This is a genomic window from Halomicrobium urmianum, assembly GCF_020217425.1.
GTDB lineage: Archaea > Halobacteriota > Halobacteria > Halobacteriales > Haloarculaceae > Halomicrobium > Halomicrobium urmianum.
In genome coordinates, this window is sequence record NZ_CP084093.1 from 19,131 (window position 1) to 43,407 (window position 24,277).

35 protein-coding genes are annotated in these 24,277 nt (G+C 62.1%); 10 read left to right on the forward strand and 25 right to left on the reverse strand.

Annotation, left to right across the window (positions count from 1 at the left end):
* Positions 1–142 precede the first annotated feature (142 nt).
* The gene (locus LCY71_RS20880; protein ID WP_225334241.1) at positions 143–388 is read right to left on the reverse strand and encodes a hypothetical protein; all 246 of its coding nucleotides are present in this window, start codon (positions 386–388) and stop codon (positions 143–145) included.
* Between the two features lie 119 nt (positions 389–507).
* On the opposite strand from LCY71_RS20880, the gene LCY71_RS20885 reads away from it, so the two are divergent.
* Both LCY71_RS20885 and LCY71_RS20890 read left to right on the forward strand, forming a co-directional pair.
* A complete protein-coding gene (locus tag LCY71_RS20885; RefSeq protein WP_225334242.1) occupies positions 508–735 on the forward strand; it encodes a hypothetical protein in 228 nt (75 codons plus the stop codon).
* A complete protein-coding gene (locus LCY71_RS20890; protein WP_225334243.1) occupies positions 732–977 on the forward strand; it encodes a hypothetical protein in 246 nt (81 codons plus the stop codon). Before LCY71_RS20885 ends, LCY71_RS20890 begins: the two co-directional genes overlap by 4 nt.
* A 22-nt stretch (positions 978–999) precedes the next feature.
* Here the strand turns inward: LCY71_RS20890 and LCY71_RS20895 are convergent, their stop codons facing one another.
* From LCY71_RS20895 to LCY71_RS20935, 9 genes are all read right to left on the reverse strand, one after another.
* Entirely contained in the window at positions 1,000–1,734 is a 735-nt protein-coding gene (locus LCY71_RS20895; RefSeq protein ID WP_225334244.1) for a twin-arginine translocation signal domain-containing protein, read from the reverse strand.
* Between the two features lie 60 nt (positions 1,735–1,794).
* The gene (locus LCY71_RS20900; RefSeq protein ID WP_225334245.1) at positions 1,795–2,274 is read right to left on the reverse strand and encodes a hypothetical protein; all 480 of its coding nucleotides are present in this window, start codon (positions 2,272–2,274) and stop codon (positions 1,795–1,797) included.
* Complete coding sequence (locus tag LCY71_RS20905; protein ID WP_225334246.1) at positions 2,271–2,648, reverse strand: hypothetical protein; 378 nt, start codon at positions 2,646–2,648, stop codon at positions 2,271–2,273. Before LCY71_RS20905 ends, LCY71_RS20900 begins: the two co-directional genes overlap by 4 nt.
* A gap of 2 nt (positions 2,649–2,650) precedes the next feature.
* Positions 2,651–4,396, reverse strand: coding sequence for a hypothetical protein (locus LCY71_RS20910; RefSeq protein ID WP_225334247.1), 1,746 nt, complete (start codon positions 4,394–4,396; stop codon positions 2,651–2,653).
* Positions 4,393–4,614 (reverse strand): hypothetical protein, encoded by a 222-nt coding sequence (locus LCY71_RS20915; RefSeq protein ID WP_225334248.1) that lies wholly within the window; start codon positions 4,612–4,614, stop codon positions 4,393–4,395. The genes LCY71_RS20910 and LCY71_RS20915 overlap by 4 nt, the downstream gene beginning before the upstream one ends.
* 2 nt (positions 4,615–4,616) lie before the next feature.
* Positions 4,617–4,835: a hypothetical protein gene (locus LCY71_RS20920; protein ID WP_225334249.1), complete on the reverse strand. Its 219-nt coding sequence runs from the start codon at positions 4,833–4,835 to the stop codon at positions 4,617–4,619.
* Positions 4,832–5,029, reverse strand: a complete 198-nt coding sequence (locus LCY71_RS20925; protein ID WP_225334250.1) for a hypothetical protein — start codon at positions 5,027–5,029, stop codon at positions 4,832–4,834. Before LCY71_RS20925 ends, LCY71_RS20920 begins: the two co-directional genes overlap by 4 nt.
* The gene (locus tag LCY71_RS20930; protein ID WP_225336648.1) at positions 5,016–7,175 is read right to left on the reverse strand and encodes a hypothetical protein; all 2,160 of its coding nucleotides are present in this window, start codon (positions 7,173–7,175) and stop codon (positions 5,016–5,018) included. Before LCY71_RS20930 ends, LCY71_RS20925 begins: the two co-directional genes overlap by 14 nt.
* Before the next feature lie 285 nt (positions 7,176–7,460).
* A complete protein-coding gene (locus LCY71_RS20935; protein WP_225334268.1) occupies positions 7,461–7,946 on the reverse strand; it encodes a hypothetical protein in 486 nt (161 codons plus the stop codon).
* A 324-nt stretch (positions 7,947–8,270) separates the two neighbouring features.
* Between LCY71_RS20935 and LCY71_RS20940 the strand changes: the two genes are divergently transcribed.
* Positions 8,271–8,528 carry a hypothetical protein gene (locus LCY71_RS20940; RefSeq protein ID WP_225334269.1) on the forward strand — a complete coding sequence of 86 codons (258 nt, stop codon included), beginning with the start codon at positions 8,271–8,273 and terminating at the stop codon, positions 8,526–8,528.
* Between the two features lie 11 nt (positions 8,529–8,539).
* Here the strand turns inward: LCY71_RS20940 and LCY71_RS20945 are convergent, their stop codons facing one another.
* Positions 8,540–8,875: a winged helix-turn-helix domain-containing protein gene (locus tag LCY71_RS20945; protein WP_225334270.1), complete on the reverse strand. Its 336-nt coding sequence runs from the start codon at positions 8,873–8,875 to the stop codon at positions 8,540–8,542.
* 347 nt (positions 8,876–9,222) lie between these two features.
* Here LCY71_RS20945 and LCY71_RS20950 point away from each other — a divergent pair, with 347 nt between their 5' ends.
* The 5 genes from LCY71_RS20950 to LCY71_RS20970 all read left to right on the forward strand — a co-directional run bounded on the left by LCY71_RS20950 (position 9,223) and on the right by LCY71_RS20970 (position 13,699).
* Positions 9,223–9,519 carry a hypothetical protein gene (locus tag LCY71_RS20950; protein WP_225334271.1) on the forward strand — a complete coding sequence of 99 codons (297 nt, stop codon included), beginning with the start codon at positions 9,223–9,225 and terminating at the stop codon, positions 9,517–9,519.
* A gap of 97 nt (positions 9,520–9,616) precedes the next feature.
* Entirely contained in the window at positions 9,617–10,669 is a 1,053-nt protein-coding gene (locus tag LCY71_RS20955; RefSeq protein WP_225334272.1) for a tyrosine-type recombinase/integrase, read from the forward strand.
* A 278-nt stretch (positions 10,670–10,947) separates the two neighbouring features.
* Positions 10,948–11,349, forward strand: a complete 402-nt coding sequence (locus LCY71_RS20960) for a hypothetical protein (RefSeq protein WP_225334238.1) — start codon at positions 10,948–10,950, stop codon at positions 11,347–11,349.
* On the forward strand, positions 11,346–12,008 hold the full coding sequence (locus LCY71_RS20965; RefSeq protein WP_225334239.1) for a hypothetical protein: 663 nt from the start codon (positions 11,346–11,348) through the stop codon (positions 12,006–12,008). Before LCY71_RS20960 ends, LCY71_RS20965 begins: the two co-directional genes overlap by 4 nt.
* Complete coding sequence (locus LCY71_RS20970; protein ID WP_225334240.1) at positions 12,005–13,699, forward strand: DUF7845 domain-containing protein; 1,695 nt, start codon at positions 12,005–12,007, stop codon at positions 13,697–13,699. Before LCY71_RS20965 ends, LCY71_RS20970 begins: the two co-directional genes overlap by 4 nt.
* Before the next feature lie 520 nt (positions 13,700–14,219).
* Here LCY71_RS20970 and LCY71_RS20975 read toward each other — a convergent pair.
* Positions 14,220–14,465, reverse strand: a complete 246-nt coding sequence (locus LCY71_RS20975) for a hypothetical protein (RefSeq protein ID WP_225334241.1) — start codon at positions 14,463–14,465, stop codon at positions 14,220–14,222.
* A 119-nt stretch (positions 14,466–14,584) separates the two neighbouring features.
* On the opposite strand from LCY71_RS20975, the gene LCY71_RS20980 reads away from it, so the two are divergent.
* Together LCY71_RS20980 and LCY71_RS20985 are read left to right on the forward strand one after the other, a co-directional pair.
* On the forward strand, positions 14,585–14,812 hold the full coding sequence (locus LCY71_RS20980; RefSeq protein ID WP_225334242.1) for a hypothetical protein: 228 nt from the start codon (positions 14,585–14,587) through the stop codon (positions 14,810–14,812).
* Positions 14,809–15,054 (forward strand): hypothetical protein, encoded by a 246-nt coding sequence (locus LCY71_RS20985; RefSeq protein ID WP_225334243.1) that lies wholly within the window; start codon positions 14,809–14,811, stop codon positions 15,052–15,054. Before LCY71_RS20980 ends, LCY71_RS20985 begins: the two co-directional genes overlap by 4 nt.
* A gap of 22 nt (positions 15,055–15,076) precedes the next feature.
* Here the strand turns inward: LCY71_RS20985 and LCY71_RS20990 are convergent, their stop codons facing one another.
* From LCY71_RS20990 to LCY71_RS21045, 13 genes are all read right to left on the reverse strand, one after another.
* The gene (locus LCY71_RS20990; RefSeq protein WP_225334244.1) at positions 15,077–15,811 is read right to left on the reverse strand and encodes a twin-arginine translocation signal domain-containing protein; all 735 of its coding nucleotides are present in this window, start codon (positions 15,809–15,811) and stop codon (positions 15,077–15,079) included.
* 60 nt (positions 15,812–15,871) lie between these two features.
* A complete protein-coding gene (locus LCY71_RS20995) occupies positions 15,872–16,351 on the reverse strand; it encodes a hypothetical protein (RefSeq protein ID WP_225334245.1) in 480 nt (159 codons plus the stop codon).
* Entirely contained in the window at positions 16,348–16,725 is a 378-nt protein-coding gene (locus tag LCY71_RS21000; protein WP_225334246.1) for a hypothetical protein, read from the reverse strand. Before LCY71_RS21000 ends, LCY71_RS20995 begins: the two co-directional genes overlap by 4 nt.
* Positions 16,726–16,727: 2 nt before the next feature.
* Positions 16,728–18,473, reverse strand: a complete 1,746-nt coding sequence (locus tag LCY71_RS21005; RefSeq protein ID WP_225334247.1) for a hypothetical protein — start codon at positions 18,471–18,473, stop codon at positions 16,728–16,730.
* On the reverse strand, positions 18,470–18,691 hold the full coding sequence (locus tag LCY71_RS21010; RefSeq protein ID WP_225334248.1) for a hypothetical protein: 222 nt from the start codon (positions 18,689–18,691) through the stop codon (positions 18,470–18,472). Before LCY71_RS21010 ends, LCY71_RS21005 begins: the two co-directional genes overlap by 4 nt.
* Before the next feature lie 2 nt (positions 18,692–18,693).
* Positions 18,694–18,912, reverse strand: coding sequence for a hypothetical protein (locus LCY71_RS21015; protein ID WP_225334249.1), 219 nt, complete (start codon positions 18,910–18,912; stop codon positions 18,694–18,696).
* Entirely contained in the window at positions 18,909–19,106 is a 198-nt protein-coding gene (locus LCY71_RS21020) for a hypothetical protein (RefSeq protein ID WP_225334250.1), read from the reverse strand. Before LCY71_RS21020 ends, LCY71_RS21015 begins: the two co-directional genes overlap by 4 nt.
* Positions 19,093–21,708, reverse strand: coding sequence for a hypothetical protein (locus LCY71_RS21025; RefSeq protein ID WP_225334251.1), 2,616 nt, complete (start codon positions 21,706–21,708; stop codon positions 19,093–19,095). The genes LCY71_RS21020 and LCY71_RS21025 overlap by 14 nt, the downstream gene beginning before the upstream one ends.
* Before the next feature lie 491 nt (positions 21,709–22,199).
* A complete protein-coding gene (locus LCY71_RS21030; RefSeq protein WP_225334252.1) occupies positions 22,200–22,652 on the reverse strand; it encodes a hypothetical protein in 453 nt (150 codons plus the stop codon).
* A complete protein-coding gene (locus LCY71_RS21560; protein ID WP_263654210.1) occupies positions 22,643–22,777 on the reverse strand; it encodes a hypothetical protein in 135 nt (44 codons plus the stop codon). Before LCY71_RS21560 ends, LCY71_RS21030 begins: the two co-directional genes overlap by 10 nt.
* Positions 22,774–23,364: a hypothetical protein gene (locus LCY71_RS21035; protein ID WP_225334253.1), complete on the reverse strand. Its 591-nt coding sequence runs from the start codon at positions 23,362–23,364 to the stop codon at positions 22,774–22,776. Before LCY71_RS21035 ends, LCY71_RS21560 begins: the two co-directional genes overlap by 4 nt.
* A complete protein-coding gene (locus LCY71_RS21040; RefSeq protein WP_225334254.1) occupies positions 23,364–23,978 on the reverse strand; it encodes a hypothetical protein in 615 nt (204 codons plus the stop codon). The genes LCY71_RS21035 and LCY71_RS21040 overlap by 1 nt, the downstream gene beginning before the upstream one ends.
* The gene (locus LCY71_RS21045; protein WP_225336639.1) at positions 23,971–24,276 is read right to left on the reverse strand and encodes a hypothetical protein; all 306 of its coding nucleotides are present in this window, start codon (positions 24,274–24,276) and stop codon (positions 23,971–23,973) included. Before LCY71_RS21045 ends, LCY71_RS21040 begins: the two co-directional genes overlap by 8 nt.
* Between the last annotated feature and the right edge of the window lies 1 nt (position 24,277).

The following is a 24,277-nucleotide window of genomic DNA, read 5'->3' on the forward strand; positions in this document are numbered from 1 at the left end:
CCCCGAGCCGGCGTTCGCGAGGATCTTCAACCTCCGCACACCACATCGCCTTGGACGACTTGCAGACGGCACCTGGCGACTCCAGCACGACCGCGACGGTCGGGACTGGATCGTGCCGCGTGCGCACGATGCACTCCGACTCTCACACATCGGCGCGGATCCACTGACCCGGACTCGAGAGAAGTACTTCGGTGCCACTCCGACCGAGTTCCACGATAGCGACCGAGACCACGTCGTCGACGTTGGCGCTTTCATCGGCGAGCTTGCCACCAGCCTCGAGGACGATCACGAGCGGATCCTCGCTGTGGAACCGGATCCACGGAACGCCACCTGCCTCCGACGCAACGTCGGCGAGAGAGTGGACGTAGACGGCCGTCTCGCGTGGCACTCGGACGAACCTGTCGAGATGGACCTCGCCACGGATGGCCCGAGTCCTCTGCTCTCGGTCTCGATCGAGGAACCACTGCTCGAGACACCACGTCGATCGACGGTCGAACCGTCACGACGATGGTCGACGAGTGGGGATACAACCCGGATCTGGTCAAGGTCGAAGCCGAGGGTGCAGAGCCAGAAGTCCTCGCCGGGACTGTCGATCTCGACTGCGAGATCGTCGTCGACGTCTCCGACGAGCGGGTCGGAGAGTCGACACGGACGATGTGCGAGGGGCTGCTCAACTCACACGGCTACGCTACCGAGTTCTGTGCAGCCGAGAGCGTTCTCTACGCCGAGCCATGATGGAGAACTGGGATTCGCTTTCTGAGTATCTCCTCGACGCCTACATTCACTTGCTGCTGCTCGTCGTTGGATTCCTGTCCGGCTGGCGAGCGAGCAACAACGCCACGCTACAGGAGGTGACGATTGGCTCTATCGGACAGATCCAGAACGCACCGATATCTGATCCTCCCGTCTGGATCTTCGCCTCGCTCCTTCCTGGAGTCGTCGTGATCCCGCTAAAGATTCGCGACTATCTCGACTGAAACAGCCGGCCAGTATTTCTCACTATGAGGTAGTGCCAATGGTGTTTGATCCGTTGTCTGTCACTGGCACCCCCACTATCGTATCCGCCACACCACCCGAGGTTCCAGAGCTAAATGTTATCGAACCGTTGCCACGGATCTTAGTGAGTAAACAATCAGGCTGATCGACTGTGATTGAGCCGCCCAGCCAGACCCGTTCAACAGCCGTCTCAGGCCCAGAGACTGTCCAATCCCCAGTTACGTATGTTGAATCTTGATATCTGATCCCTGTACCGACCAGCGTAATACCACCGAATGATCGATTAGAAGAATATTCCATCGGCTCAAGAAAGATAAGACTCCCTTCGCTCGGAGCGTCAGATAGCGCGTTATCTAATCTACTGTCAGGATCAGACCCATCGTACGCGCCAGCATAGAACCATCCGTTGGCCATCTCTTCTACACTGACCGGTCGCAGGAATTCGACTGCGCCCGTATCGTCGACGTCGGCGACGACATCCCCGCTGGGATCCTTCAGTTCGTCGAGGTAGACGTCGACCTCGTCGCCCGGCGCTCCGGCACGACGTGAGGACGTATCCGATCCGGATGCCGTTCCAGCCCCGAAGCCGAGCAGACCAGCGCCTGCCGCCGCTCCGCCGGCCTTCAGTACGTCTCGCCGGTTCGGCATCATCCGCTTGACCATGCTCTCCAGCTGCTCGATTCGCTCCTCCTGTTCGCGAACTCGCTGTCGCAGTTCGTTGGGATCTTCGTCGGTCATAGTTGTCTCGTTGGGTGACCCGCAACCTCGCCGATTTGCCGGGTCATCGGGAGCGGGTAGTCAGCGGATGGCTCTCAACAGGACCGTCGCGGCGACGACGCCGACGACGAATAGCGTCACCGGGTACGCCCACGTCGGGCCGATCCCGACCGTCAACATCGCGAACGTCGCGACGACGGCGATCACCGCACCTGCGACCGTCCCGACACCTGCACGGAACCCGGACGCCGCCATCACGCCACCGACGAGCAGGCCGGTCAGGAGTACGCCGGCACTGCCGACGCCGCCCTGGGCTGAGAACCCGCTCCCGATGATGAACGGACCGACCCTCGTCGCCATGTCGAGGATGCTCGAGAGCGATCCGTCGGTGACGCCCGACATCCACGTCTCGTTTCCGACCTCAGTGCTCTCGTTGTCGTAGTATGGCGCGTCGTTGGCGGCTGCTGCCGTTCCACCCATCGTGAGGGCCACAACAGTCAGCATCAGTACTCCGACCACGTACGCGGCCGCCACCGCCTGCTTGGTTCGTTTCTTCATCATGCACTCCCCCGGATCAGTCGGACAGTCGCTCCGATGAACGCCATCGAGAACGACCCGCCGAGCAGGACTGTCACGCGCGGCGGTGCGTTCGCGCTCTGGAGGACTGTAATCGGCCAGAACACGTAGCCGATCAATTTGACGATGAAGTTCCAAACTGCCAGAAGTGGACCACCCAGCTGCTGAAGCGACTGCTGGATCGGTCCACCCATATTTTCGAGATCGTCCGCGGTCGACTCGTTGGCGTCTACGCCGCCGGTCGTCGGGTCGTCGATGATGAAGCCCCCGACACCAGCCGAGTCCCACATGATCGCACCGCCACCCCACATGATTGCGCCGATCACGAAGTACGTGAGGATCACGTGCGAGAACCGCATCGTTAGATCCCCCTCCTGAGCGCGGTGAAGCTGATCCACGCCACGCTCGAGGCGAAGACCAGCCCGTACTGTACCCAGCCGATCACGCTGAACGCCGCGAGCACCAGCACGACCACCAGCCCGATCGACTCCGACGAGAGACGATAGTTGGTCGCCACAGCGCCCGCCATCAGGATCGACAGCAGGACCGACACCATCGTCTGGAACGCCGCCACGTCGCCAGCAGGCAGCAACGACGGCACGTCACCTGCGACGCTCAGTAGCGAGTTCGGATTCTCGAACTGCCGGTTGATCGAGTAATTCCGGTATCTGGTCCCGCTTCTGCCGGAGTCCATCTCGAACTGGGTCTTGACCACGAGTGTACTGTCGCTCATGTTGCTGAGGTCAAGTGAGAGCGTCAGGCTCCCGGCCCCTGTCGCCGAGTCGTTCGCGAGTACCGTCGAGTTCGTCTCGTTCTCGCGAATCGCCGTCACGTTGAACGACGACACCGACTCGTCGAGCTCGCGGACGTCGACCGTGACGTCCGTCTGGCCCGCCGGGACGACCCCGAGCATCGGCTTGTTGTTGACGATCGGCCCGACGTCGCGAATCTCGATCTCGCCGTCGGCGTGGACCCGAATCTGCTGTGCGCCGTCCGCAATGGGAGTGTATGGACCGAGGACCATTCGCTCGCCAGTCTCCGTGTTGAGGACAACGAGCCGATGCCTGACGTTATTCGCCAGTTGGACGCGGTACTCACCCGTCGATCCGATCACGTCGCCCTGGACAGTCCTCCACGATCCGTTGATCGCTCGCTGGACGAGGAGTGCCGTATTGTCTGCTCCGAATCGGCCAGTGTAATCGCTGTACTCGAAGACCTTCGAGTTGTATTCGGCCGACTCGTTCAGCAGGAACATGTCCTGCTGCTGGTAGAGCGACTCGACGTAGACTCGTCGTGGGAGGTATCCATCCGCGTCGACTAGCGCGACGAACTGCGCGTCGCTCGGCAGGCCGGTGAAGTTGACCGTCCCATCAGAGGACTGCCGTTCAACGACCTCCGTCGACTCCTTATCGTCGACGTAGAACCGAATCTCGGCAGAGACGTTATCAAGCAGTTCGTTGGTCTGCTCGTCCCTGATATACAGCGTCTCCGGCGTCTTCCGGATCCGGATGTCGTGGTCACCGCTGGACAGACCCTGGAACGTTGCCCGTCCGTCCGCGTTTGTCGTCGAGGTCGCCAGAATCTCGTCCGACTGGTCGTCGATTGCCGCGACGTCAGTGTCGCCCGGGAGGCCGCCGATCGAGACGTTCGCCGACGAGGTCGCCGAGTACCGGAAGTCGACAGTCCCGTCGTCCAGTTCGGTCGCGCTCTCGGGTTGCCACTCGATCGAGTCGAGGCCACCTCCGACCGTCACGCGCTGCTTGTCCGACGGGTTGATCGAGATGTCTCCCGTGCTGGCGTCGACTTCCGAGACCGTCGTCCACGACCCCTCGATGTTGTCGAGTCGGGCGCGCGTCCCCGCGGCACCGTCGACGGTCGCGTTCCCGGCCGTGGAGTTCACCACGATCGTCGACCCGCGCGTGAAGTTGCTCATGTCGACCTCGCACTCGCACTGGACGATCACGTCCGTCCCGTCGTCGTGACCGAGCGGGACGTTCCGCGTCGGAGTCCAGTAGTCGGCCGCCGCAGCGACGACGCCGGCCGTCAGCAGGAGTGCGATCACGACGTACACGCCGAGCCTGGCCCTCGGCGCGCTGTCGTCCGTCATCGTCGACCCCCCGCGGCGGCTTTCCTGAAGATGAGCCCGAAGATGACCAGGACCATCAGCGGCAGCATCAGACGGAACAGGTAGATCGTCCCCTGATCCATCTGGCCCAGATTATCCTCGAGGCCGGCCGCGAAAACTGGATACAGCGCTCCGACCATCGCTATCGCGCCGAGGAACATTGCGACGTCGGGCACCGTGATCCTGGCTCTGTCGTCCATGGTTACCCTCCTCGTCGAGCACTTGCGCCGATCGACAGGATCAGTCCGATCAGCAGGATCGGGATCGTCATCTGGAGGAGCAGGCTGCTGAACGGATCCGCTTCCGACGCTGCCATCGACGTGAACTTGCTGAAGAACGGTGCCATCGCGAGGATTGCGACGAGCGTGAATAACGCCAGGATGGCATCCGTCAGTTGGATTGCCGCGCGGTCGTTCATCATGCCGGACCACCCTCGAGCCACGATGCCAGGTAGAGCAACGCCAGCAGCGGGAACGTAATGTTCACCAGAAACGTTGACTCCGGGCTCAGGCTATCGACGGTCTGGAAGTTGTTGATGTACCAGAACCAGACCGGCGCGATCGCGACCAGCCCGAGGAACGTCAGGAGCGCAAACGGGACTTCAAAAACGTCCATCCCAGAACCCTCCTTCGCTCGAGTCGCCGCCGAAGGTGAACAGGTCCTCGGCGTCGGCGATCGCCTCGCGCGTCTCCGCGTCGCCGGTCACCTGTGCCTCCGTCGGCAGTTCGCCCGTCAGCCGGAGACCGAGTGGCTGGCCCTCGAGCGTCTCCGGATCGGGGGCGCGGGCCGCCTCGGGATCTGGGCCGAGTGCCGTCGAGACGACCGTCTCTTGGAACCAGCCCGTTGTGAGCGAGTTGCCCGAACTTCCACCACTGGCAGACCACGGATCGTCACCCCGGTCCGGCCCGTCCGCGCCGCTGAATTCGAAATCACGGGGCCTGCGGCGTCGGTTCCGGGAGTTGCTGAACTGGTTCGGATTCGGGAACTCATCGGGCTGTTGGAACCCTTGGCCTGTCTCAGGAGGAGACTCGAACGGATTACTGAGTTGCTGTGCCAGAGCAGGCTGTGCAACCGCAGCCGTATCGAGAGCTTCTAAACCGCGGGTCCGGGCATCTTCTCTGAACAGCGGCAGCGATCCGACGCCGGGTCGCGACAGAGGATCTGCTCTACCCGTCGATCCCTCTCCAACGCCGGTCTCTGGTCCGACACCGATTCCTTGGCCGATATCGGGCTGCTGAGCCGCTAACTCATCTGCCTCTTGGACTTGTCGTTCGCTCGCTTCATCTGACCTCTGCTGTGCTTCTTGCGACGACTGCTCAGCTGCGCTCTCTCCCGGGACCACGAGCGACGGGAGGTTTCGTTCTTGGAAGCTTGGTTCATCTTGCTCAGTCACTTCGCGCTGCTGTCCTTGCCTGTAGAGGTCCGAGATTCCGGAACCGCGCTCTTGATTGATCCGCTGCCCGGGGGCACGATTTCCAGGCTGCTCCGAGATGCGATCGTCGACGAGGTCCTCTTCCGTGATCTCGACGACATCGTCTCCAGTCTGTTCACCGACTTCGCCGATGACGATCTGTTCTGTCTGGATCGTCTGCGGATCAGTTTGGTCCTGCTGATCGGGAATCCCAATCTCAGAGGTGACCGTCGGATCTCGGATCGGGAGTTCCTGCTCAGTTGACTGCTGGTTCTCGGGCACCTGAAGTTCGCCAGTCTGCTCCTGCTGGTCGGGCACCTGGACCTCGGTCCGGTCTTCGACGGCGTCCCCCGGCTGAAGCTCTCCGTCGTCGGAGAACTCTCCGTAGGCGGCGAGTGCCGGGATGGCGACGGCACCAGCCGCCGCGCCGCCCAGACCGACGCTGGTCCCGCCAGCACCGCCGACACCAGTGCCGAGGCCTGTCCCAGTCCCGAAGCCCGTTCCGACGCCGGTTCCGGTTCCCACGCCCGTTCCGACGCCAGTCACGCCGACAGCCGCGGATGCACGTCCGAGATCTCCAGACGGCACGTCTGACGTGATGTCTTCCGCCTGCTGGTCAGCGTTCTCGATGACGGTATCGAACCCGTCAGTCACCCAGTCGACCCCACTGCGGACCGTGTTCGCTGCTTCCTGTCGCGTCTCTCGGACGGGCTCGCCGGGGATCCAGAACGCATCCTCGATGGTCTGAGCGATCGACTGCTCTGTCTGCCCTTCGACGCCGGTCGCCTCTTCGATGACCCCGAAGAACTGGCGCTCGGGACCGGTCTGCTGGGCATCGAGTTGAGCTTCTGGCGTGAGCCGGCCCGTCACTTGGCCACCCTCGCGTTCGAACTCCACGTCCTCGCGCGTGACGTCCATCCCAGTCTCGTCTTCCAGCTGCGCGATGATCTGCTGCTCCGGGTCGCGCTGCTGGCTGCGTTGTGGATTCTGGGGCGTCGGTGACTGCTGATCATTCTCGCCGAACACCCGCTCCTGGCCCGATTCTGTGAGCCCAGCCTGGACGTTCCCGTCGACGATCTGGACGTCGAAGTCATCAGTCGTCAGGTTCTCGTCGGTCTGGCTCTGGAGCCCCTGAATCGCCGCGATACGCGCCTGATCCCGTTCCTCGAGGCGCTCTTGCTCTGCGCGGGCCTGCCCGGTTTCGGTGACCTCGACGCTGAGTTGGTCGCCCTCCTGGACTACCCGAACGTCCTCCGGAGACTGGAGCGTGTCCGACTGCTCGATTGCCTGTTCTTCGTAGTACTGGGGCGTTATGTCGGCCTGAATCCCGGAGTCAGTCTCCTCCAGCACGAAGTCGTCGCCCCGCTCCAGCCCACGCTCCGACAGCTGGGAAGTAATCGATTCGGCTGCGCGCTGTTCGCGTGCGGCCGCTGCGGCTTGCTCTGCCTCTGGACCGACGTAGGCAGCGATATCGCCGGATGGCGTCTCAGCGAGTGCGATGTCGTCGCCCGGATCCGCTTGATCCCGGGCGCGGTTGAAGATGTTTCGGACCTGACTATCTGAGAGGTCGGTGTCTTCGTACGTGACCGCCGCGTCGGCTTGATTAGACGACAGTACTACGGATAGGTGACTCAGTTAGTGCAGAAGCATCACGTACACCATACTGACCAGTAGAACGCCAAACACTACTTTAACACTAAACACGGGATCCGCGGGAAGTTCGTCGTCTATTGAGCGTTCTCGATACTTTTCAGGACTGCGAACTGCAAGTACATCACTCTCTGTCGCCATTCCAAAAACTACGAGAAACGGTAGTAATACAATCAGAACCGTCAGCGGGTTGATCTCTACAGCTAAGATTCCCAGCGAAAGAATCCATGGGGGTAGCCAAAGGAATATAGACAGACCAGAAAGCCGTATTATCGCGCCGTCAATCGTCTCTATTCTTTTATGGCGAACAGCCTGCGGCACAAGCCCTCTTGCGATCCGCCAGTCGACTTCCGGGCCTGTATCCCCGAGTTTACCGACAGCCCAATGACTGCCCTCATGCAGATATGGTGCTATGATAAATCCAATCAGATAGACAGCAGCATACGCGAGAGTCCCTTCAACGTCGACCATATTGCCTGAAGGGGACCAGATTCTATAAAGTTAGTTTCCGCACCACGTCCTTCTCGGTCAGTCCCTACAGACCTCCAAGGTAGTACAGAACTGCACCGAACACCAGTAGGAATGCGAGAATCGCGAGTGCGTAATGGCGGATCAACCATAACGGGGCAAGTAGTATCGCCCGAAGCTTGTACCAGATCGATCTGATCATGCCACCCATCTGTTTCTCTTCTACCTTATATCTACAGATAAAGCCAGTCTGGTTACCACTTTCACTTTCACTACGCGTACAAGGATTTCCACTTTTACATAGGCTATCCTCGGTCGCTCCTGTCTATGTCCCAGAAGGAGCGCATCAACCTCGAAGACGACTACGATCGGTGGCAGTGGACCTGTCCGAACGGCCACCACGACTGGGAGCCGACGAACCACCACTTCTGGTGTGCCGCCTGCGCTCGGATTCCTGAAGTGGATGCCTCGTTCGACGAACTCCGAGATCAGAAGACTGGTCGGCTCTACGAGCGCGACGACGTCGAGCTCCACACGCCCGCTGGCCCCTACGACAGCGATCTCGACGGGAGGGGTTCCGCGTGATCCGAAGACAGTCAGACGTGAGGCTCGGGTTCGTCGCGGAGATCCTCCTCCTCGCGGAGATAGTCCTCTCCTTTCTCAGTAATCGCATAGTAAGATCCCTCTCCTTCGATCTCATAGATCAAGCCAGCTTCCTCCAACTTGGGGATTCTTCTCTTGAGAGTAGTGTAGGAGATGGACTGGCCCCTCTCCGCGAAGTTGTTCTCAATCCCGCGCAGACTGTGGCCGGCCCCCGTGTCTTCGAGGAACTCCAGAATACGATCGTCACTCCCAGTCATCCAGTCTGCCCGGAGACGGCCCATACTGTCTTGGCCAAAAAGCCAGTCAAAAGCGTCTTCGATAGCATTCATGATCCTGATATAATGGTTCTATTTGGTCCAAAGATAGCCCAATATTTATATCCAATGAACCATGATTGGGTCACTACGATCGACGCGGAGCTCCTCGGGGCGTCGTTGCGGAAAAGAGTCGACGCCCGTGTGGCAGCACGGGCGCCGCGTTGATCGCGACTACAACGATGCGAAATATAGAACTCCAGGGTCTTCAAACCCCACGAAAGGCCGCTTCACAGTCATCGATTACTTACGGGTTATGTCCCGTTTGTGGAGCGGCTGTTGACGGCATCGATGCCGACGCGCGCGCCACCGCTGAGCCTTGCGGGCACGCGCTCGGAGAAGTAAGCCTTCGACTACTCACCATGACAGACTTCCCCGACACCGACGAGCATCGCGACCACCTGCGAGACATCTACGTGCGCGCTGGCGTCGTCGAGCCAGAGCGTGTCGAGGAGATCGCCACCGACGGCGGTCACGTCGAGCGCCAGCCCCTCCGAGAACTGGACGGTGCGACGGTTTACTACTACGACCACCGGGACTCGTCGACTCCGACACGGTCAGAGGACGTTCACGTCGAGATCTACGACGAGTGCGTTCGCCTGCGCTCGCCTGCTGACACGTGGATCCCCCGCCACCTCGTCGAAAAGGTGCTGCTATGAACGAGTGCCCGGACTGCGGGAGCGAGCACATCCACCCGTCGGGCGGCTGCCCGTTCTGCCCCGAGTGCGGGTGGTCGAAGTGCGGAGGTGGTCGCGCTTGAGTGCGCCCGTCGAGGATCCGAGTGAGCTGTCGGTCCGCGAGGTCTACGAGATGTTCCTCGACGCGAAGCAGCTCGACTACACGGACGAGACGCTCCGCGACTACGAGACCCGCCTTCGCCAGTTCGTCGAGTGGGCCGAGGACCAGGAGGCGATCGAGACCGTCGGCGACCTCTCGGGCTGGCACCTGGAGCAGTTCAAGCTGTTCCGGCAGGGGCAGGACCTCGCTCCAACGACGATCAAGGGCCAGATGGCGGCGTGCAAGGTCTTCCTCGAGTACGCCGCCGGCATCGAGGCCGTCGACGAGATGTTGCCCTACAAGGTCAACATCCCGAAGCTGGAGCAGAGCGAGGAGACCTCCGACGTCCGCCTCGACGCCGATCGCGCGTTCCGGCTAATCCAGCACTACCGTGATTCGCCGACTGAGTACGCCAGCGAGCGTCACGTCGCACTGGAACTGGCCTGGTTCACGGGTGCGCGGCTTGGTGCCCTCCGAGCGCTCGATCTCGACGACTACCGGTCGGACGACCAGATCCTCTGGTTCCGCCACCGGTTGCCGTCGACGCCGCTGAAAAAGAAGGAGCACGGCGAGCGTCCAGTCGCTGTTCCGGACCCCGTGTGCGAGGTGATCGACGCTTACCTGGAGGGCGTCCGCTACGACAAGCGCGACGAGCACGGTCGCGATCCGCTACTGTCTGGTCGCCAGGGACGCCCGGCGGCGTCGACGCTCCAGACCTGGGTTTACCAGGCTACGATTCCGTGCGCGGCTGCTCCGTGCCCGCACGACGAGGATCCGCGGTCTTGCGACTGGACCGCGCGCAACACTGCCAGTAGCTGCCCGTCCTCCCGATCTCCCCATCAGGTGCGTACGGGCAGCATCACCTGGCAGCTGAACAGTGGCCTCTCCTACGAGGCCGTGGCGGAGCGCGTCAACTCTGACCCTGATACGCTCCGTCGCTACTACGACAAGGCCGACGACGTTGAGCGGCTCGAGCAGCGTCGTCGGGAGTTTGTCGACCGACTGGAGTTCGATCCCGATGATCAGGACTAACCCCAACCGGCAGTCGAACGGCTCGTCGTATCGACAAGAAAGTGACGGAAAGTCGAAATACCGATACCCCTCCGACCCCACTCCGTATAAAAGTAAAGCGGCGCTTCTTGCCGCTTGTACTCCGCCACTCCAGAGCGGTGCGTTCGGGAGGTGGTCGGCGTGAGCCGGACTCGCCGGTCTCACGACCAGCCCCTCCCGCTCATCTGTGAGTTCTGCGGGAGCACCATCGAGGACGGAGAGCAAAGCTGTCCTGCTCTCGACGAAGGGAGGTGTCGGCCGTGAGCTCCGAGTCCGTTATCGGCGACACCGGCCACACGGAAGTCCGAAAGGACTCGGAGTTCATCTGTCCGCGCTGCCTCGCACGCTGCACTGAGTCGCCCAACAAGCCTATCGAGTACGGTCACTACGAGGGATGTCCTCGTCGAGACGACGATCTCCCGTGGGTCGGCTGTCGTACCTACAAGCCTGAGAAGGATCCGCTGCTAAAGGGATCACCCGAGGTCGCTGCCGACGGTGGCCGCCTCACTTGTGACGACTGCGGCGATGATATCGATCCCGACCAGCACAAGATCCAGATCCGGATCAACCAGCATCATCTGGACCTCTGCGCTGACTGCCAGAGCGAGTACAGGGCCGACCGGCAGTATGCTCCCGTCACCGACGGAGGTGAGCAGCAGTGACCTGGCCTGTCGAGGTCGACGACTGGGAGTTCCACCCGATCCCCCAGTCGTGGATCGAGCACGGTGTCGACGCCGACGCCGGCCAGAAACCCCGCGTCTACGCCGTCAGCGCGGCGACCGAGTACGGCGGCCGGATGCTTCAGATCCGGTACGCTCACCCCACCGAGCCCTACGTCATCCGCTACTCTCACGAAGGATACGAAGGCGAGAACGGCATCGTTCCTGCTGCGCTTTCCGATCGCCAGAGTGAGTGGCCACGTTCGCTCGTTCCAGCTACCGAACCGTCCGACGCGATTCGGGACTGCGAGTGGGATCACTTGCAAACGCTGTGGGGGGACCGCGTCGGGCGAATCCCCACACCTGACGACGCTGACGACCAACGGCTCATCGCTGACGGAGGACAGGTCGCGGAAGTTGATCGCACCGAGTTCCCGCGGCTGAAGGCCGATATTGGAGAAGACCCGGCTCGGTGGCTTGCACCGCAGACGGACATGGATCCGACACCACGGATCCGTGGCATCAGCGAGCCCGAGGTCGCCGCCGCGTGGCTCGCAGTCGCTCGCCGCCTTGGCGTCGATGGCGACGTCCGCGACAAGATCAAGCGTCGGCGCGATTATCTCGCTGATCGCGAGGCCGATCAACGGGGGGTCGACAAATGATCGTAGAGGAGGAGAACCCGATCGGCCTCGAGACTCACGGTCTGGGCCAGAACCTTCTCTGGGAGGATCACGGCCTCTCTCCGTACTGGGGCGTCGTCAGTGTCTTCGAGCCCGATCACGACGAGACTCTCGGCCCGTTCGAGGCCTGCGGCGAAACTTGGGAGATCGTCGGTGCCAAGCACTGGAACGGTCAGCTCGCCCATCCCGAGAATCCCGATGAGTTCGAAGACGGACTCTACGAATATCAGTACAAGCTCGAGGCTGTCGACGACTGGGGAGACCGTGACGCTGTTTTCCAGTTCCGGCCCGGCTTTCCCGACGCGATGAACGTCCACTCCGGGAACCCGATCCAGTCGATGCCTGACGACTGCCCGGAGTCAATTCGCGTCCAGTCCATCACGACAAACCTCTCAGTCGACGAGTCGCTCGAGTTGCTTCAGGCACTCGCTGATCACATCGGCCTGAACCCGGATTACTTCCACGAAAATCCGCACCCGTACTCCAGCATCTACCAGTTCGAACGCTACGGGCGTCTCGATCGGGCTGTCGCGCAGGATCACCTGACCGGGTCCGGCGGCATCATCGACGAGATTGCCGACTTCGCAAAGGATCAGCGCGGCCGTGGCGAGTACAAGTGGGACCACGAGGAGATTGAGGGCCACTACCAGAGCGTCGCGATCGATCCCGATACTTGGGACCTATTGCTTGAGGATCAGTCCTACGGTAAGCATTTCAAGTGCTATCACCCATTCCACGTTCGTTCAGAGAGTACGGACCGCGACGATGATCCGCTCGCCGATCCGAAGATCGAGATGTCCTATTCCAGTGAGTACCACCCCGGCGAGTCTCTCGACTGGCACGAGCGCGACGAGGTCGTCTCTGAGCTCGACGAGGCCGTCCACAACATCCTCTACTGGGCTGACGTTCCCGTCACGCCCGACGCGGACGTCTGGACCGACGAAGATCCCTACTTCGACGGCAACGCTGGCGACGCGGTCGAACTCGTCTCAAATCCGCTGCCTGACCTCCGCGATGCAACCGAGCATCACGTCGAAAGCGAGTTCGTTCGCGCTGACGTCACCGATACCGACCTCGAGATCGCGAAGGTCCTCACCGATGGCGGGAACCAGCACTACGAGGAACTCGCCGAGAACGCCGACGCCAGCACGTCGGCTGTCTACCGTCTCCTCGATAAGTTCTCCGCGCTCCTGGAGTCAGACAACGGGATCGTCAAGTTCATCGACGACGCTACGCGCCAGCACGCGACGGATATCCTCGAGCAGGTCCGCGAAACGACCGAATGGGCCGGAGACGCGATTCGTGAGGTCGTCGATCGGGATTCGCTGCTTCGTGGCGAAGGCACCTCTGCCCTTGAGAAGTGGATGCAGCGCCACGGGATCAAACTTGTCAACAGCCAGCGAGACCGTATTCGCCTCAAGCTCGGTCGGCGTGTCGGCGAGCGAGAGCTTATGAAGATTCTCCGCTCCGGGCTCGAGGCCGCCGAGGGCTCTGGTATCCCCACCGAGAAGATCAGGAACGGCCTGATTGACTGGGTCGACCGCGACGGCAATCCCCGGAAGGGCTGGCAGATCGTCGTCGACGGCAGCATCCTCAGGAAGGGCGGGGGCGACCCCTACGATTCAGTTTCGTTTACTGGCACGCCTGACGGGAACGTGAATAAGAGCGGCTGACGCCCGACAGGATAGAGGCATCACTATCCAGCCCCCTGTTTATTTTATAAAGGCAACCGCGTTCCAGCCGTTTTATTGCTGAAATATTACCAGTTCTCTCGACGCCTACGGTGGGCTGTTGGTCGCGCTTTGTCGTCGGCTGGGCATACCCCCTTTAGGGCGTGTACCTAAGGGCACGAATTTCAAATACACCCGGACCTTCGCTGGCGCTCGGTCCGGCTACCGCACTGCAACCGCAATACTACCGCCGATCAACAGCCAGTTGGGCTTTGAATGGGGGTTGATAGGTAGATACGTCGCCCCTACTGGCATGAGCGTCTCGAAAGCCAGACAGCTCGCTCTTCAGGGGAACTACCCAATGGCGGCCGTCGAGGCCGTCCCCGAGCCGGCGTTCGCGAGGATCTTCAACCTCCGCACACCACATCGCCTTGGACGACTTGCAGACGGCACCTGGCGACTCCAGCACGACCGCGACGGTCGGGACTGGATCGTGCCGCGTGCGCACGATGCACTCCGACTCTCACACATCGGCGCGGATCCACTGACCCGGACTCGAGAGAAGTACTTCGGTGCCACTCCGACCGAGTTCCACGATAGCGACCGAGACCACGTCGTCGACGTTGGCGCTTTCATCGGCGAGCTTGCCACCAGCCTCGAGGACGATCACGAGCGGATCCTCGCTGTGGAACCGGATCCACGGAACGCCACCTGCCTCCGACGCAACGTCGGCGAGAGAGTGGACGTAGACGGCCGTCTCGCGTGGCACTCGGACGAACCTGTCGAGATGGACCTCGCCACGGATGGCCCGAGTCCTCTGCTCTCGGTCTCGATCGAGGAACCACTGCTCGAGACACCACGTCGATCGACGGTCGAACCGTCACGACGATGGTCGACGAGTGGGGATACAACCCGGATCTGGTCAAGGTCGAAGCCGAGGGTGCAGAGCCAGAAGTCCTCGCCGGGACTGTCGATCTCGACTGCGAGATCGTCGTCGACGTCTCCGACGAGCGGGTCGGAGAGTCGACACGGACGATGTGCGAGGGGCTGCTCAACTCACACGGCTACGCTACCGAGTTCTGTGCAGCCGAGAGCGTTCTCTACGCCGAGCCATGATGGAGAACTGGGATTCGCTTTCTGAGTATCTCCTCGACGCCTACATTCACTTGCTGCTGCTCGTCGTTGGATTCCTGTCCGGCTGGCGAGCGAGCAACAACGCCACGCTACAGGAGGTGACGATTGGCTCTATCGGACAGATCCAGAACGCACCGATATCTGATCCTCCCGTCTGGATCTTCGCCTCGCTCCTTCCTGGAGTCGTCGTGATCCCGCTAAAGATTCGCGACTATCTCGACTGAAACAGCCGGCCAGTATTTCTCACTATGAGGTAGTGCCAATGGTGTTTGATCCGTTGTCTGTCACTGGCACCCCCACTATCGTATCCGCCACACCACCCGAGGTTCCAGAGCTAAATGTTATCGAACCGTTGCCACGGATCTTAGTGAGTAAACAATCAGGCTGATCGACTGTGATTGAGCCGCCCAGCCAGACCCGTTCAACAGCCGTCTCAGGCCCAGAGACTGTCCAATCCCCAGTTACGTATGTTGAATCTTGATATCTGATCCCTGTACCGACCAGCGTAATACCACCGAATGATCGATTAGAAGAATATTCCATCGGCTCAAGAAAGATAAGACTCCCTTCGCTCGGAGCGTCAGATAGCGCGTTATCTAATCTACTGTCAGGATCAGACCCATCGTACGCGCCAGCATAGAACCATCCGTTGGCCATCTCTTCTACACTGACCGGTCGCAGGAATTCGACTGCGCCCGTATCGTCGACGTCGGCGACGACATCCCCGCTGGGATCCTTCAGTTCGTCGAGGTAGACGTCGACCTCGTCGCCCGGCGCTCCGGCACGACGTGAGGACGTATCCGATCCGGATGCCGTTCCAGCCCCGAAGCCGAGCAGACCAGCGCCTGCCGCCGCTCCGCCGGCCTTCAGTACGTCTCGCCGGTTCGGCATCATCCGCTTGACCATGCTCTCCAGCTGCTCGATTCGCTCCTCCTGTTCGCGAACTCGCTGTCGCAGTTCGTTGGGATCTTCGTCGGTCATAGTTGTCTCGTTGGGTGACCCGCAACCTCGCCGATTTGCCGGGTCATCGGGAGCGGGTAGTCAGCGGATGGCTCTCAACAGGACCGTCGCGGCGACGACGCCGACGACGAATAGCGTCACCGGGTACGCCCACGTCGGGCCGATCCCGACCGTCAACATCGCGAACGTCGCGACGACGGCGATCACCGCACCTGCGACCGTCCCGACACCTGCACGGAACCCGGACGCCGCCATCACGCCACCGACGAGCAGGCCGGTCAGGAGTACGCCGGCACTGCCGACGCCGCCCTGGGCTGAGAACCCGCTCCCGATGATGAACGGACCGACCCTCGTCGCCATGTCGAGGATGCTCGAGAGCGATCCGTCGGTGACGCCCGACATCCACGTCTCGTTTCCGACCTCAGTGCTCTCGTTGTCGTAGTATGGCGCGTCGTTGGCGGCTGCTGCCGTTCCACCCATCGTGAGGGCCACAACAGTCAGCATCAGTACTCCGACCACGTACGCGGCCGCCACCGCCTGCTTGGTTCGTTTCTTCATCATGCACTCCCCCGGATCAGTCGGACAGTCGCTCCGATGAACGCCATCGAGAACGACCCGCCGAGCAGGACTGTCACGCGCGGCGGTGCGTTCGCGCTCTGGAGGACTGTAATCGGCCAGAACACGTAGCCGATCAATTTGACGATGAAGTTCCAAACTGCCAGAAGTGGACCACCCAGCTGCTGAAGCGACTGCTGGATCGGTCCACCCATATTTTCGAGATCGTCCGCGGTCGACTCGTTGGCGTCTACGCCGCCGGTCGTCGGGTCGTCGATGATGAAGCCCCCGACACCAGCCGAGTCCCACATGATCGCACCGCCACCCCACATGATTGCGCCGATCACGAAGTACGTGAGGATCACGTGCGAGAACCGCATCGTTAGATCCCCCTCCTGAGCGCGGTGAAGCTGATCCACGCCACGCTCGAGGCGAAGACCAGCCCGTACTGTACCCAGCCGATCACGCTGAACGCCGCGAGCACCAGCACGACCACCAGCCCGATCGACTCCGACGAGAGACGATAGTTGGTCGCCACAGCGCCCGCCATCAGGATCGACAGCAGGACCGACACCATCGTCTGGAACGCCGCCACGTCGCCAGCAGGCAGCAACGACGGCACGTCACCTGCGACGCTCAGTAGCGAGTTCGGATTCTCGAACTGCCGGTTGATCGAGTAATTCCGGTATCTGGTCCCGCTTCTGCCGGAGTCCATCTCGAACTGGGTCTTGACCACGAGTGTACTGTCGCTCATGTTGCTGAGGTCAAGTGAGAGCGTCAGGCTCCCGGCCCCTGTCGCCGAGTCGTTCGCGAGTACCGTCGAGTTCGTCTCGTTCTCGCGAATCGCCGTCACGTTGAACGACGACACCGACTCGTCGAGCTCGCGGACGTCGACCGTGACGTCCGTCTGGCCCGCCGGGACGACCCCGAGCATCGGCTTGTTGTTGACGATCGGCCCGACGTCGCGAATCTCGATCTCGCCGTCGGCGTGGACCCGAATCTGCTGTGCGCCGTCCGCAATGGGAGTGTATGGACCGAGGACCATTCGCTCGCCAGTCTCCGTGTTGAGGACAACGAGCCGATGCCTGACGTTATTCGCCAGTTGGACGCGGTACTCACCCGTCGATCCGATCACGTCGCCCTGGACAGTCCTCCACGATCCGTTGATCGCTCGCTGGACGAGGAGTGCCGTATTGTCTGCTCCGAATCGGCCAGTGTAATCGCTGTACTCGAAGACCTTCGAGTTGTATTCGGCCGACTCGTTCAGCAGGAACATGTCCTGCTGCTGGTAGAGCGACTCGACGTAGACTCGTCGTGGGAGGTATCCATCCGCGTCGACTAGCGCGACGAACTGCGCGTCGCTCGGCAGGCCGGTGAAGTTGACCGTCCCATCAGAGGACTGCCGTTCAACGACCTCCGTCGACTCCTTATCGTCGACGTAGAACCGAATCTCGGCAGAGACGTTATCAAGCAGTTCGTTGGTCTGCTCGTCCCTGATATACAGCGTCTCCGGCGTCTTCCGGATCCGGATGTCGTGGTCACCGCTGGACAGACCCTGGAACGTTGCCCGTCCGTCCGCGTTTGTCGTCGAGGTCGCCAGAATCTCGTCCGACTGGTCGTCGATTGCCGCGACGTCAGTGTCGCCCGGGAGGCCGCCGATCGAGACGTTCGCCGACGAGGTCGCCGAGTACCGGAAGTCGACAGTCCCGTCGTCCAGTTCGGTCGCGCTCTCGGGTTGCCACTCGATCGAGTCGAGGCCACCTCCGACCGTCACGCGCTGCTTGTCCGACGGGTTGATCGAGATGTCTCCCGTGCTGGCGTCGACTTCCGAGACCGTCGTCCACGACCCCTCGATGTTGTCGAGTCGGGCGCGCGTCCCCGCGGCACCGTCGACGGTCGCGTTCCCGGCCGTGGAGTTCACCACGATCGTCGACCCGCGCGTGAAGTTGCTCATGTCGACCTCGCACTCGCACTGGACGATCACGTCCGTCCCGTCGTCGTGACCGAGCGGGACGTTCCGCGTCGGAGTCCAGTAGTCGGCCGCCGCAGCGACGACGCCGGCCGTCAGCAGGAGTGCGATCACGACGTACACGCCGAGCCTGGCCCTCGGCGCGCTGTCGTCCGTCATCGTCGACCCCCCGCGGCGGCTTTCCTGAAGATGAGCCCGAAGATGACCAGGACCATCAGCGGCAGCATCAGACGGAACAGGTAGATCGTCCCCTGATCCATCTGGCCCAGATTATCCTCGAGGCCGGCCGCGAAAACTGGATACAGCGCTCCGACCATCGCTATCGCGCCGAGGAACATTGCGACGTCGGGCACCGTGATCCTGGCTCTGTCGTCCATGGTTACCCTCCTCGTCGAGCACTTGCGCCGATCGACAGGATCAGTCCGATCAGCAGGATCGGGATCGTCATCTGGAGGAGCAGGCTGCTGAACGGATCCGCTTCCGACGCTGCCATCGACGTGAACTTGCTGAAGAACGGTGCCATCGCGAGGATTGCGACGAGCGTGAATAACGCCAGGATGGCATCCGTCAGTTGGATTGCCGCGCGGTCGTTCATCATGCCGGACCACCCTCGAGCCACGATGCCAGGTAGAGCAACGCCAGCAGCGGGAACGTAATGTTCACCAGAAACGTTGACTCCGGGCTCAGGCTATCGACGGTCTGGAAGTTGTTGATGTACCAGAACCAGACCGGCGCGATCGCGACCAGCCCGAGGAACGTCAGGAGCGCAAACGGGACTTCAAAAACGTCCATCCCAGAACCCTCCTTCGCTCGAGTCGCCGCCGAAGGTGAACAGGTCCTCGGCGTCGGCGATCGCCTCGCGCGTCTCCGCGTCGCCGGTCACCTGTGCCTCCGTCGGCAGTTCGCCCGTCAGCCGGAGACCGAGTGGCTGGCCCTCGAGCGTCTCCGGATCGGGGGCGCGGGCCGCCTCGGGATCTGGGCCGAGTGCCGTCGAGACGACCGTCTCTTGGAACCAGCCCGTTGTGAGCGAGTTGCCCGAACTTCCACCACTGGCAGACCACGGATCGTCACCCCGGTCCGGCCCGTCCGCGCCGCTGAATTCGAAATCACGGGGCCTGCGGCGTCGGTTCCGGGAGTTGCTGAACTGGTTCGGATTCGGGAACTCATCGGGCTGTTGGAACCCTTGGCCTGTCTCAGGAGGAGACTCGAACGGATTACTGAGTTGCTGTGCCAGAGCAGGCTGTGCAACCGCAGCCGTATCGAGAGCTTCTAAACCGCGGGTCCGGGCATCTTCTCTGAACAGCGGCAGCGATCCGACGCCGGGTCGCGACAGAGGATCTGCTCTACCCGTCGATCCCTCTCCAACGCCGGTCTCTGGTCCGACACCGATTCCTTGGCCGATATCGGGCTGCTGAGCCGCTAACTCATCTGCCTCTTGGACTTGTCGTTCGCTCGCTTCATCTGACCTCTGCTGTGCTTCTTGCGACGACTGCTCAGCTGCGCTCTCTCCCGGGACCACGAGCGACGGGAGGTTTCGTTCTTGGAAGCTTGGTTCATCTTGCTCAGTCACTTCGCGCTGCTGTCCTTGCCTGTAGAGGTCCGAGATTCCGGAACCGCGCTCTTGATTGATCCGCTGCCCGGGGGCACGATTTCCAGGCTGCTCCGAGATGCGATCGTCGACGAGGTCCTCTTCCGTGATCTCGACGACATCGTCTCCAGTCTGTTCACCGACTTCGCCGATGACGATCTGTTCTGTCTGGATCGTCTGCGGATCAGTTTGGTCCTGCTGATCGGGAATCCCAATCTCAGAGGTGACCGTCGGATCTCGGATCGGGAGTTCCTGCTCAGTTGACTGCTGGTTCTCGGGCACCTGAAGTTCGCCAGTCTGCTCCTGCTGGTCGGGCACCTGGACCTCGGTCCGGTCTTCGACGGCGTCCCCCGGCTGAAGCTCTCCGTCGTCGGAGAACTCTCCGTAGGCGGCGAGTGCCGGGATGGCGACGGCACCAGCCGCCGCGCCGCCCAGACCGACGCTGGTCCCGCCAGCACCGCCGACACCAGTGCCGAGGCCTGTCCCAGTCCCGAAGCCCGTTCCGACGCCGGTTCCGGTTCCCACGCCCGTTCCGACGCCAGTCACGCCGACAGCCGCGGATGCACGTCCGAGATCTCCAGACGGCACGTCTGACGTGATGTCTTCCGCCTGCTGGTCAGCGTTCTCGATGACGGTATCGAACCCGTCAGTCACCCAGTCGACCCCACTGCGGACCGTGTTCGCTGCTTCCTGTCGCGTCTCTCGGACGGGCTCGCCGGGGATCCAGAACGCATCCTCGATGGTCTGAGCGATCGACTGCTCTGTCTGCCCTTCGACGCCGGTCGCCTCTTCGATGACCCCGAAGAACTGGCGCTCGGGACCGGTCTGCTGGGCATCGAGTTGAGCTTCTGGCGTGAGCCGGCCCGTCACTTGGCCACCCTCGCGTTCGAACTCCACGTCCTCGCGCGTGACGTCCATCCCAGTCTCGTCTTCCAGCTGCGCGATGATCTGCTGCTCCGGGTCGCGCTGCTGGCTGCGTTGTGGATTCTGGGGCGTCGGTGACTGCTGATCATTCTCGCCGAACACCCGCTCCTGGCCCGATTCTGTGAGCCCAGCCTGGACGTTCCCGTCGACGATCTGGACGTCGAAGTCATCAGTCGTCAGGTTCTCGTCGGTCTGGCTCTGGAGCCCCTGAATCGCCGCGATACGCGCCTGATCCCGTTCCTCGAGGCGCTCTTGCTCTGCGCGGGCCTGCCCGGTTTCGGTGACCTCGACGCTGAGTTGGTCGCCCTCCTGGACTACCCGAACGTCCTCCGGAGACTGGAGCGTGTCCGACTGCTCGATTGCCTGTTCTTCGTAGTACTGGGGCGTTATGTCGGCCTGAATCCCGGAGTCAGTCTCCTCCAGCACGAAGTCGTCGCCCCGCTCCAGCCCACGCTCCGACAGCTGGGAAGTAATCGATTCGGCTGCGCGCTGTTCGCGTGCGGCCGCTGCGGCTTGCTCTGCCTCTGGACCGACGTAGGCAGCGATATCGCCGGATGGCGTCTCAGCGAGTGCGATGTCGTCGCCCGGATCCGCTTGATCCCGGGCGCGGTTGAAGATGTTTCGGACCTGACTATCTGAGAGGTCGGTGTCTTCGTACGTGACCGCCGCGTCGGCTTGATAGTCGGTCGGACTCTCGGTTCCGACGTCTGATCGGTCTGGTTCCGACGTTTCCAGCCCCTGATCACTGTCCGGGAGTCGATCTTCGGCCTCTCGTGCCCGGTCGATCTCCGGCGCGGATGGCGACGACTGGTCGGCCGTCTGATCCGGAACGCCTCTGGACTCCGACGGGGACGGCTGTCCGCGAGACACCGGATCGTCCATTTCGGACTCCGTTTCCTGGGTCGACCGGTCGACCGGATCGGACGGCGTCGGTGCTCCGCGAGACTGTGAGGGTGATGGTTCCGAGCTGCTACTGCCGCTGGACTCATCACTGTCCTCGTCCCCGTTCCGGTCGTTTCGAGACGAGTCCTGTGTCGACCGGTCGACTGGATCGGACGGCGTCGGTGCTCCGCGAGACTGTGAGGGTGATGGTTCCGAGCTGCTACCGCCGTTGGATCCCCCGCTATCCTCGTTTCCGACGCTGTCGTTCCGAGACGAGTCCTGCGTCGATCGGTCGATGGGATCAGTCGGCATTGGTGCTCCACGTGATTGCGAGGGCGACGGAGCCGGGCTGCTATCGGTGGTCGACCCATTGCCATCGTCAGGGCCGCTGCTGGTCGAGCCAGATCCGCTCTCAGACGATTCGTCTTCATGACCCGACAAGAATCCGGGATTGTCAACCATCCCGTCACCGTCCTCGTCTCCAGCAACCATCACTCGTCACCTCCCCAGAACGGTGAGTCGAACGTCATCGGGTCGTCGCTGTCCTCGCGATCGTCGTCGCCCCCGCTGACGACGAACGATTCCATGTCCAGGTCGTTGTCATCGCTGGTCGCTTCGAATCCCGGCCCGTCGCTGTGAACGAACGACTCCATTTCACCGTCACCGCCGTTCCCGGCGGCCAGGTGCTCGACCTGTTCGGGTCGTCCAGGGACCAGTGTCGCGTCGACCGGTGCGGCCGTTGAGGCGTTCTCTTCCGCACGGGCGAACATCCGCTCGGCCTCGTCCTCGGGAGGATCAGACCGACCTCCCGAGCCACTGTCTAGCTCCGCGGCCATCTGCCTGAGTTCGAGATCGGACAGCTGCCGTCGTGCCTGGTTGCCGGCACGACTCGCGGCGTCGCGCCCGTGACCGGCAGCGTTACGGAGCTTCTCTCTCAGTCCCATGATTCACCTCCCATGGCCTCGATCTTCTCGCGGAGTTCCTCGAGGCTGTCCGCCGAGACGATCTCCTCCTTGCCGTACTGCCCACGCTTCTGGATTACGGAGTACTCGGAACGTCTGGTGCTCATGGCAGACCACCGCCGAACATCCCCTGGAGGACTGCCAGCGCGATGATCCCGGCGATGAGGTAGGTCATCACGTCGGACTTGTCCATGTCGATCCGGTCGAACAGGGACGGAGCCTTGCTCGTGACGCGCATGTTGAGCCACTCTTCGGCCTGGTCTGCGGAGAGGGCGTACTCGGTCGGGTCGTGGAGTGGGATCGGATCCAGCTCCCCGGACTTGTGGACGACGGTCCACATCCCGGTCGATCGATCTGGCAGGAACGCCTCCCTGGGGAACAGGTAGCGCTGGCCGTTGTGCTCGAGTTCCCTGACGCCGCCGCCCTTCTTCTCGGGCTTGACGAACTTCGGCGACGGGAACGAGTCCTCGACGAGATACCAGCGTACGTAGCCCTTCCCAGCCAGTTTCTGGAGCTTCCTCTGATGCTTGTACTGTTTCCAGACCTTTCCGAACGTCCCCAGCCGAGACTTGAGTCGCGGCGGGTCGAGTGTAACAACGTCAGGATCCTCGTCTGGATCCTCGTCGACGGCTGGCGTCACGTCTTCGGGGAGATCAGGACCGACGTCAGAGCCGTCTGTTGCTTCGGTCGCCATCACTTATCCCTCCGGAGGAGCGAGCGGCCCTTGTCCTCCGTTTCGTCCATGATCCGCTTTACCGACTCGCGCCCGAACAGGTTGTCCAGCAGGCGAGCGCCGCGCGATCGCGACGTCTCGTGCCGCACCGCGACCATTCGCCAGTGGGGAGGCGTCCAGCGCTGATCGACGCCCGTCGCCGTCTCCAGCGCCTCTCGGCGCTGTTCGTCGGATAGGGCCTTCCAGATCTCCTCGCCCTTGCGCTCGATGAACCGGCGTCGATCCTTCTCCTCGCGGTCGTCTTCGTCGAGATCTTCCCAGCCCTCGATCGCACGCGGCGTCTCTGCTCGCTCGTCGTAGAACGCCTCGCCTTCCAGGGCGAGCTTGCGCTTGGTTTCCTCCACCGCACGGTCGATGATGCGGTCGCCGAACGCCGACGCTCCGAACATTCCGTAGCGGTAGGACTCGACCTGCTGCCAGCGCTCGCCGTCCTCGTAGTAGCCCAGGCCGAGGTTGTTATCGTCGAGGAACTCGTCGACCTCCGACGAGTCGATTGCTTTGCCGTACACGTCCAGACCGTCGCGCGGGCGACCGTCGTCTGCCGTCTCGTTGAGGTTTGGCTGTCTGTTAGGCATCTGGATCGACACCTCGCATAACTAAAACGCCACCGAGCAGCATCCAGACGAATCCGAGGCTGAAGCTGCCGATGAAGTCGATCTCGGACGTCTGGTACGAGATCTCCGTCGTGTTCGAGTCGACTTGCTCCTCGACCTTGCCGTCGCGCTGCTCGAGGCCTTCAGTCATCACCATCGCGCCGACTGCCACGACCAGCACGGCACCGATCGACGCGAGACCATTCAGGTTGAAGATATAGCCGGCTCCCCAGACGACGAAGCCGACCAGCGTTATCGTAACTGCGGGTACTAAAAGCATG

Excerpts from the sequence above, each read along its gene's own strand:
- LCY71_RS20885 (WP_225334242.1), top strand. The coding sequence starts at position 508 with ATGGTCGACGAGTGGGGATACAACCCGGATCTGGTCAAGGTCGAAGCC.
- LCY71_RS20890 (WP_225334243.1), top strand. The coding sequence starts at position 732 with ATGATGGAGAACTGGGATTCGCTTTCTGAGTATCTCCTCGACGCCTAC.
- LCY71_RS20895 (WP_225334244.1), bottom strand. The coding sequence starts at position 1,734 with ATGACCGACGAAGATCCCAACGAACTGCGACAGCGAGTTCGCGAACAG.
- LCY71_RS20900 (WP_225334245.1), bottom strand. The coding sequence starts at position 2,274 with ATGATGAAGAAACGAACCAAGCAGGCGGTGGCGGCCGCGTACGTGGTC.
- LCY71_RS20905 (WP_225334246.1), bottom strand. The coding sequence starts at position 2,648 with ATGCGGTTCTCGCACGTGATCCTCACGTACTTCGTGATCGGCGCAATC.
- LCY71_RS20910 (WP_225334247.1), bottom strand. The coding sequence starts at position 4,396 with ATGACGGACGACAGCGCGCCGAGGGCCAGGCTCGGCGTGTACGTCGTG.
- LCY71_RS20915 (WP_225334248.1), bottom strand. The coding sequence starts at position 4,614 with ATGGACGACAGAGCCAGGATCACGGTGCCCGACGTCGCAATGTTCCTC.
- LCY71_RS20920 (WP_225334249.1), bottom strand. The coding sequence starts at position 4,835 with ATGATGAACGACCGCGCGGCAATCCAACTGACGGATGCCATCCTGGCG.
- LCY71_RS20925 (WP_225334250.1), bottom strand. The coding sequence starts at position 5,029 with ATGGACGTTTTTGAAGTCCCGTTTGCGCTCCTGACGTTCCTCGGGCTG.
- LCY71_RS20935 (WP_225334268.1), bottom strand. The coding sequence starts at position 7,946 with ATGGTCGACGTTGAAGGGACTCTCGCGTATGCTGCTGTCTATCTGATT.
- LCY71_RS20940 (WP_225334269.1), top strand. The coding sequence starts at position 8,271 with ATGTCCCAGAAGGAGCGCATCAACCTCGAAGACGACTACGATCGGTGG.
- LCY71_RS20945 (WP_225334270.1), bottom strand. The coding sequence starts at position 8,875 with ATGAATGCTATCGAAGACGCTTTTGACTGGCTTTTTGGCCAAGACAGT.
- LCY71_RS20950 (WP_225334271.1), top strand. The coding sequence starts at position 9,223 with ATGACAGACTTCCCCGACACCGACGAGCATCGCGACCACCTGCGAGAC.
- LCY71_RS20970 (WP_225334240.1), top strand. The coding sequence starts at position 12,005 with ATGATCGTAGAGGAGGAGAACCCGATCGGCCTCGAGACTCACGGTCTG.
- LCY71_RS20980 (WP_225334242.1), top strand. The coding sequence starts at position 14,585 with ATGGTCGACGAGTGGGGATACAACCCGGATCTGGTCAAGGTCGAAGCC.
- LCY71_RS20985 (WP_225334243.1), top strand. The coding sequence starts at position 14,809 with ATGATGGAGAACTGGGATTCGCTTTCTGAGTATCTCCTCGACGCCTAC.
- LCY71_RS20990 (WP_225334244.1), bottom strand. The coding sequence starts at position 15,811 with ATGACCGACGAAGATCCCAACGAACTGCGACAGCGAGTTCGCGAACAG.
- LCY71_RS20995 (WP_225334245.1), bottom strand. The coding sequence starts at position 16,351 with ATGATGAAGAAACGAACCAAGCAGGCGGTGGCGGCCGCGTACGTGGTC.
- LCY71_RS21000 (WP_225334246.1), bottom strand. The coding sequence starts at position 16,725 with ATGCGGTTCTCGCACGTGATCCTCACGTACTTCGTGATCGGCGCAATC.
- LCY71_RS21005 (WP_225334247.1), bottom strand. The coding sequence starts at position 18,473 with ATGACGGACGACAGCGCGCCGAGGGCCAGGCTCGGCGTGTACGTCGTG.
- LCY71_RS21010 (WP_225334248.1), bottom strand. The coding sequence starts at position 18,691 with ATGGACGACAGAGCCAGGATCACGGTGCCCGACGTCGCAATGTTCCTC.
- LCY71_RS21015 (WP_225334249.1), bottom strand. The coding sequence starts at position 18,912 with ATGATGAACGACCGCGCGGCAATCCAACTGACGGATGCCATCCTGGCG.
- LCY71_RS21020 (WP_225334250.1), bottom strand. The coding sequence starts at position 19,106 with ATGGACGTTTTTGAAGTCCCGTTTGCGCTCCTGACGTTCCTCGGGCTG.
- LCY71_RS21025 (WP_225334251.1), bottom strand. The coding sequence starts at position 21,708 with ATGGACGATCCGGTGTCTCGCGGACAGCCGTCCCCGTCGGAGTCCAGA.
- LCY71_RS21030 (WP_225334252.1), bottom strand. The coding sequence starts at position 22,652 with ATGGGACTGAGAGAGAAGCTCCGTAACGCTGCCGGTCACGGGCGCGAC.
- LCY71_RS21560 (WP_263654210.1), bottom strand. The coding sequence starts at position 22,777 with ATGAGCACCAGACGTTCCGAGTACTCCGTAATCCAGAAGCGTGGGCAG.
- LCY71_RS21035 (WP_225334253.1), bottom strand. The coding sequence starts at position 23,364 with ATGGCGACCGAAGCAACAGACGGCTCTGACGTCGGTCCTGATCTCCCC.
- LCY71_RS21040 (WP_225334254.1), bottom strand. The coding sequence starts at position 23,978 with ATGCCTAACAGACAGCCAAACCTCAACGAGACGGCAGACGACGGTCGC.
- LCY71_RS21045 (WP_225336639.1), bottom strand. The coding sequence starts at position 24,276 with ATGCTTTTAGTACCCGCAGTTACGATAACGCTGGTCGGCTTCGTCGTC.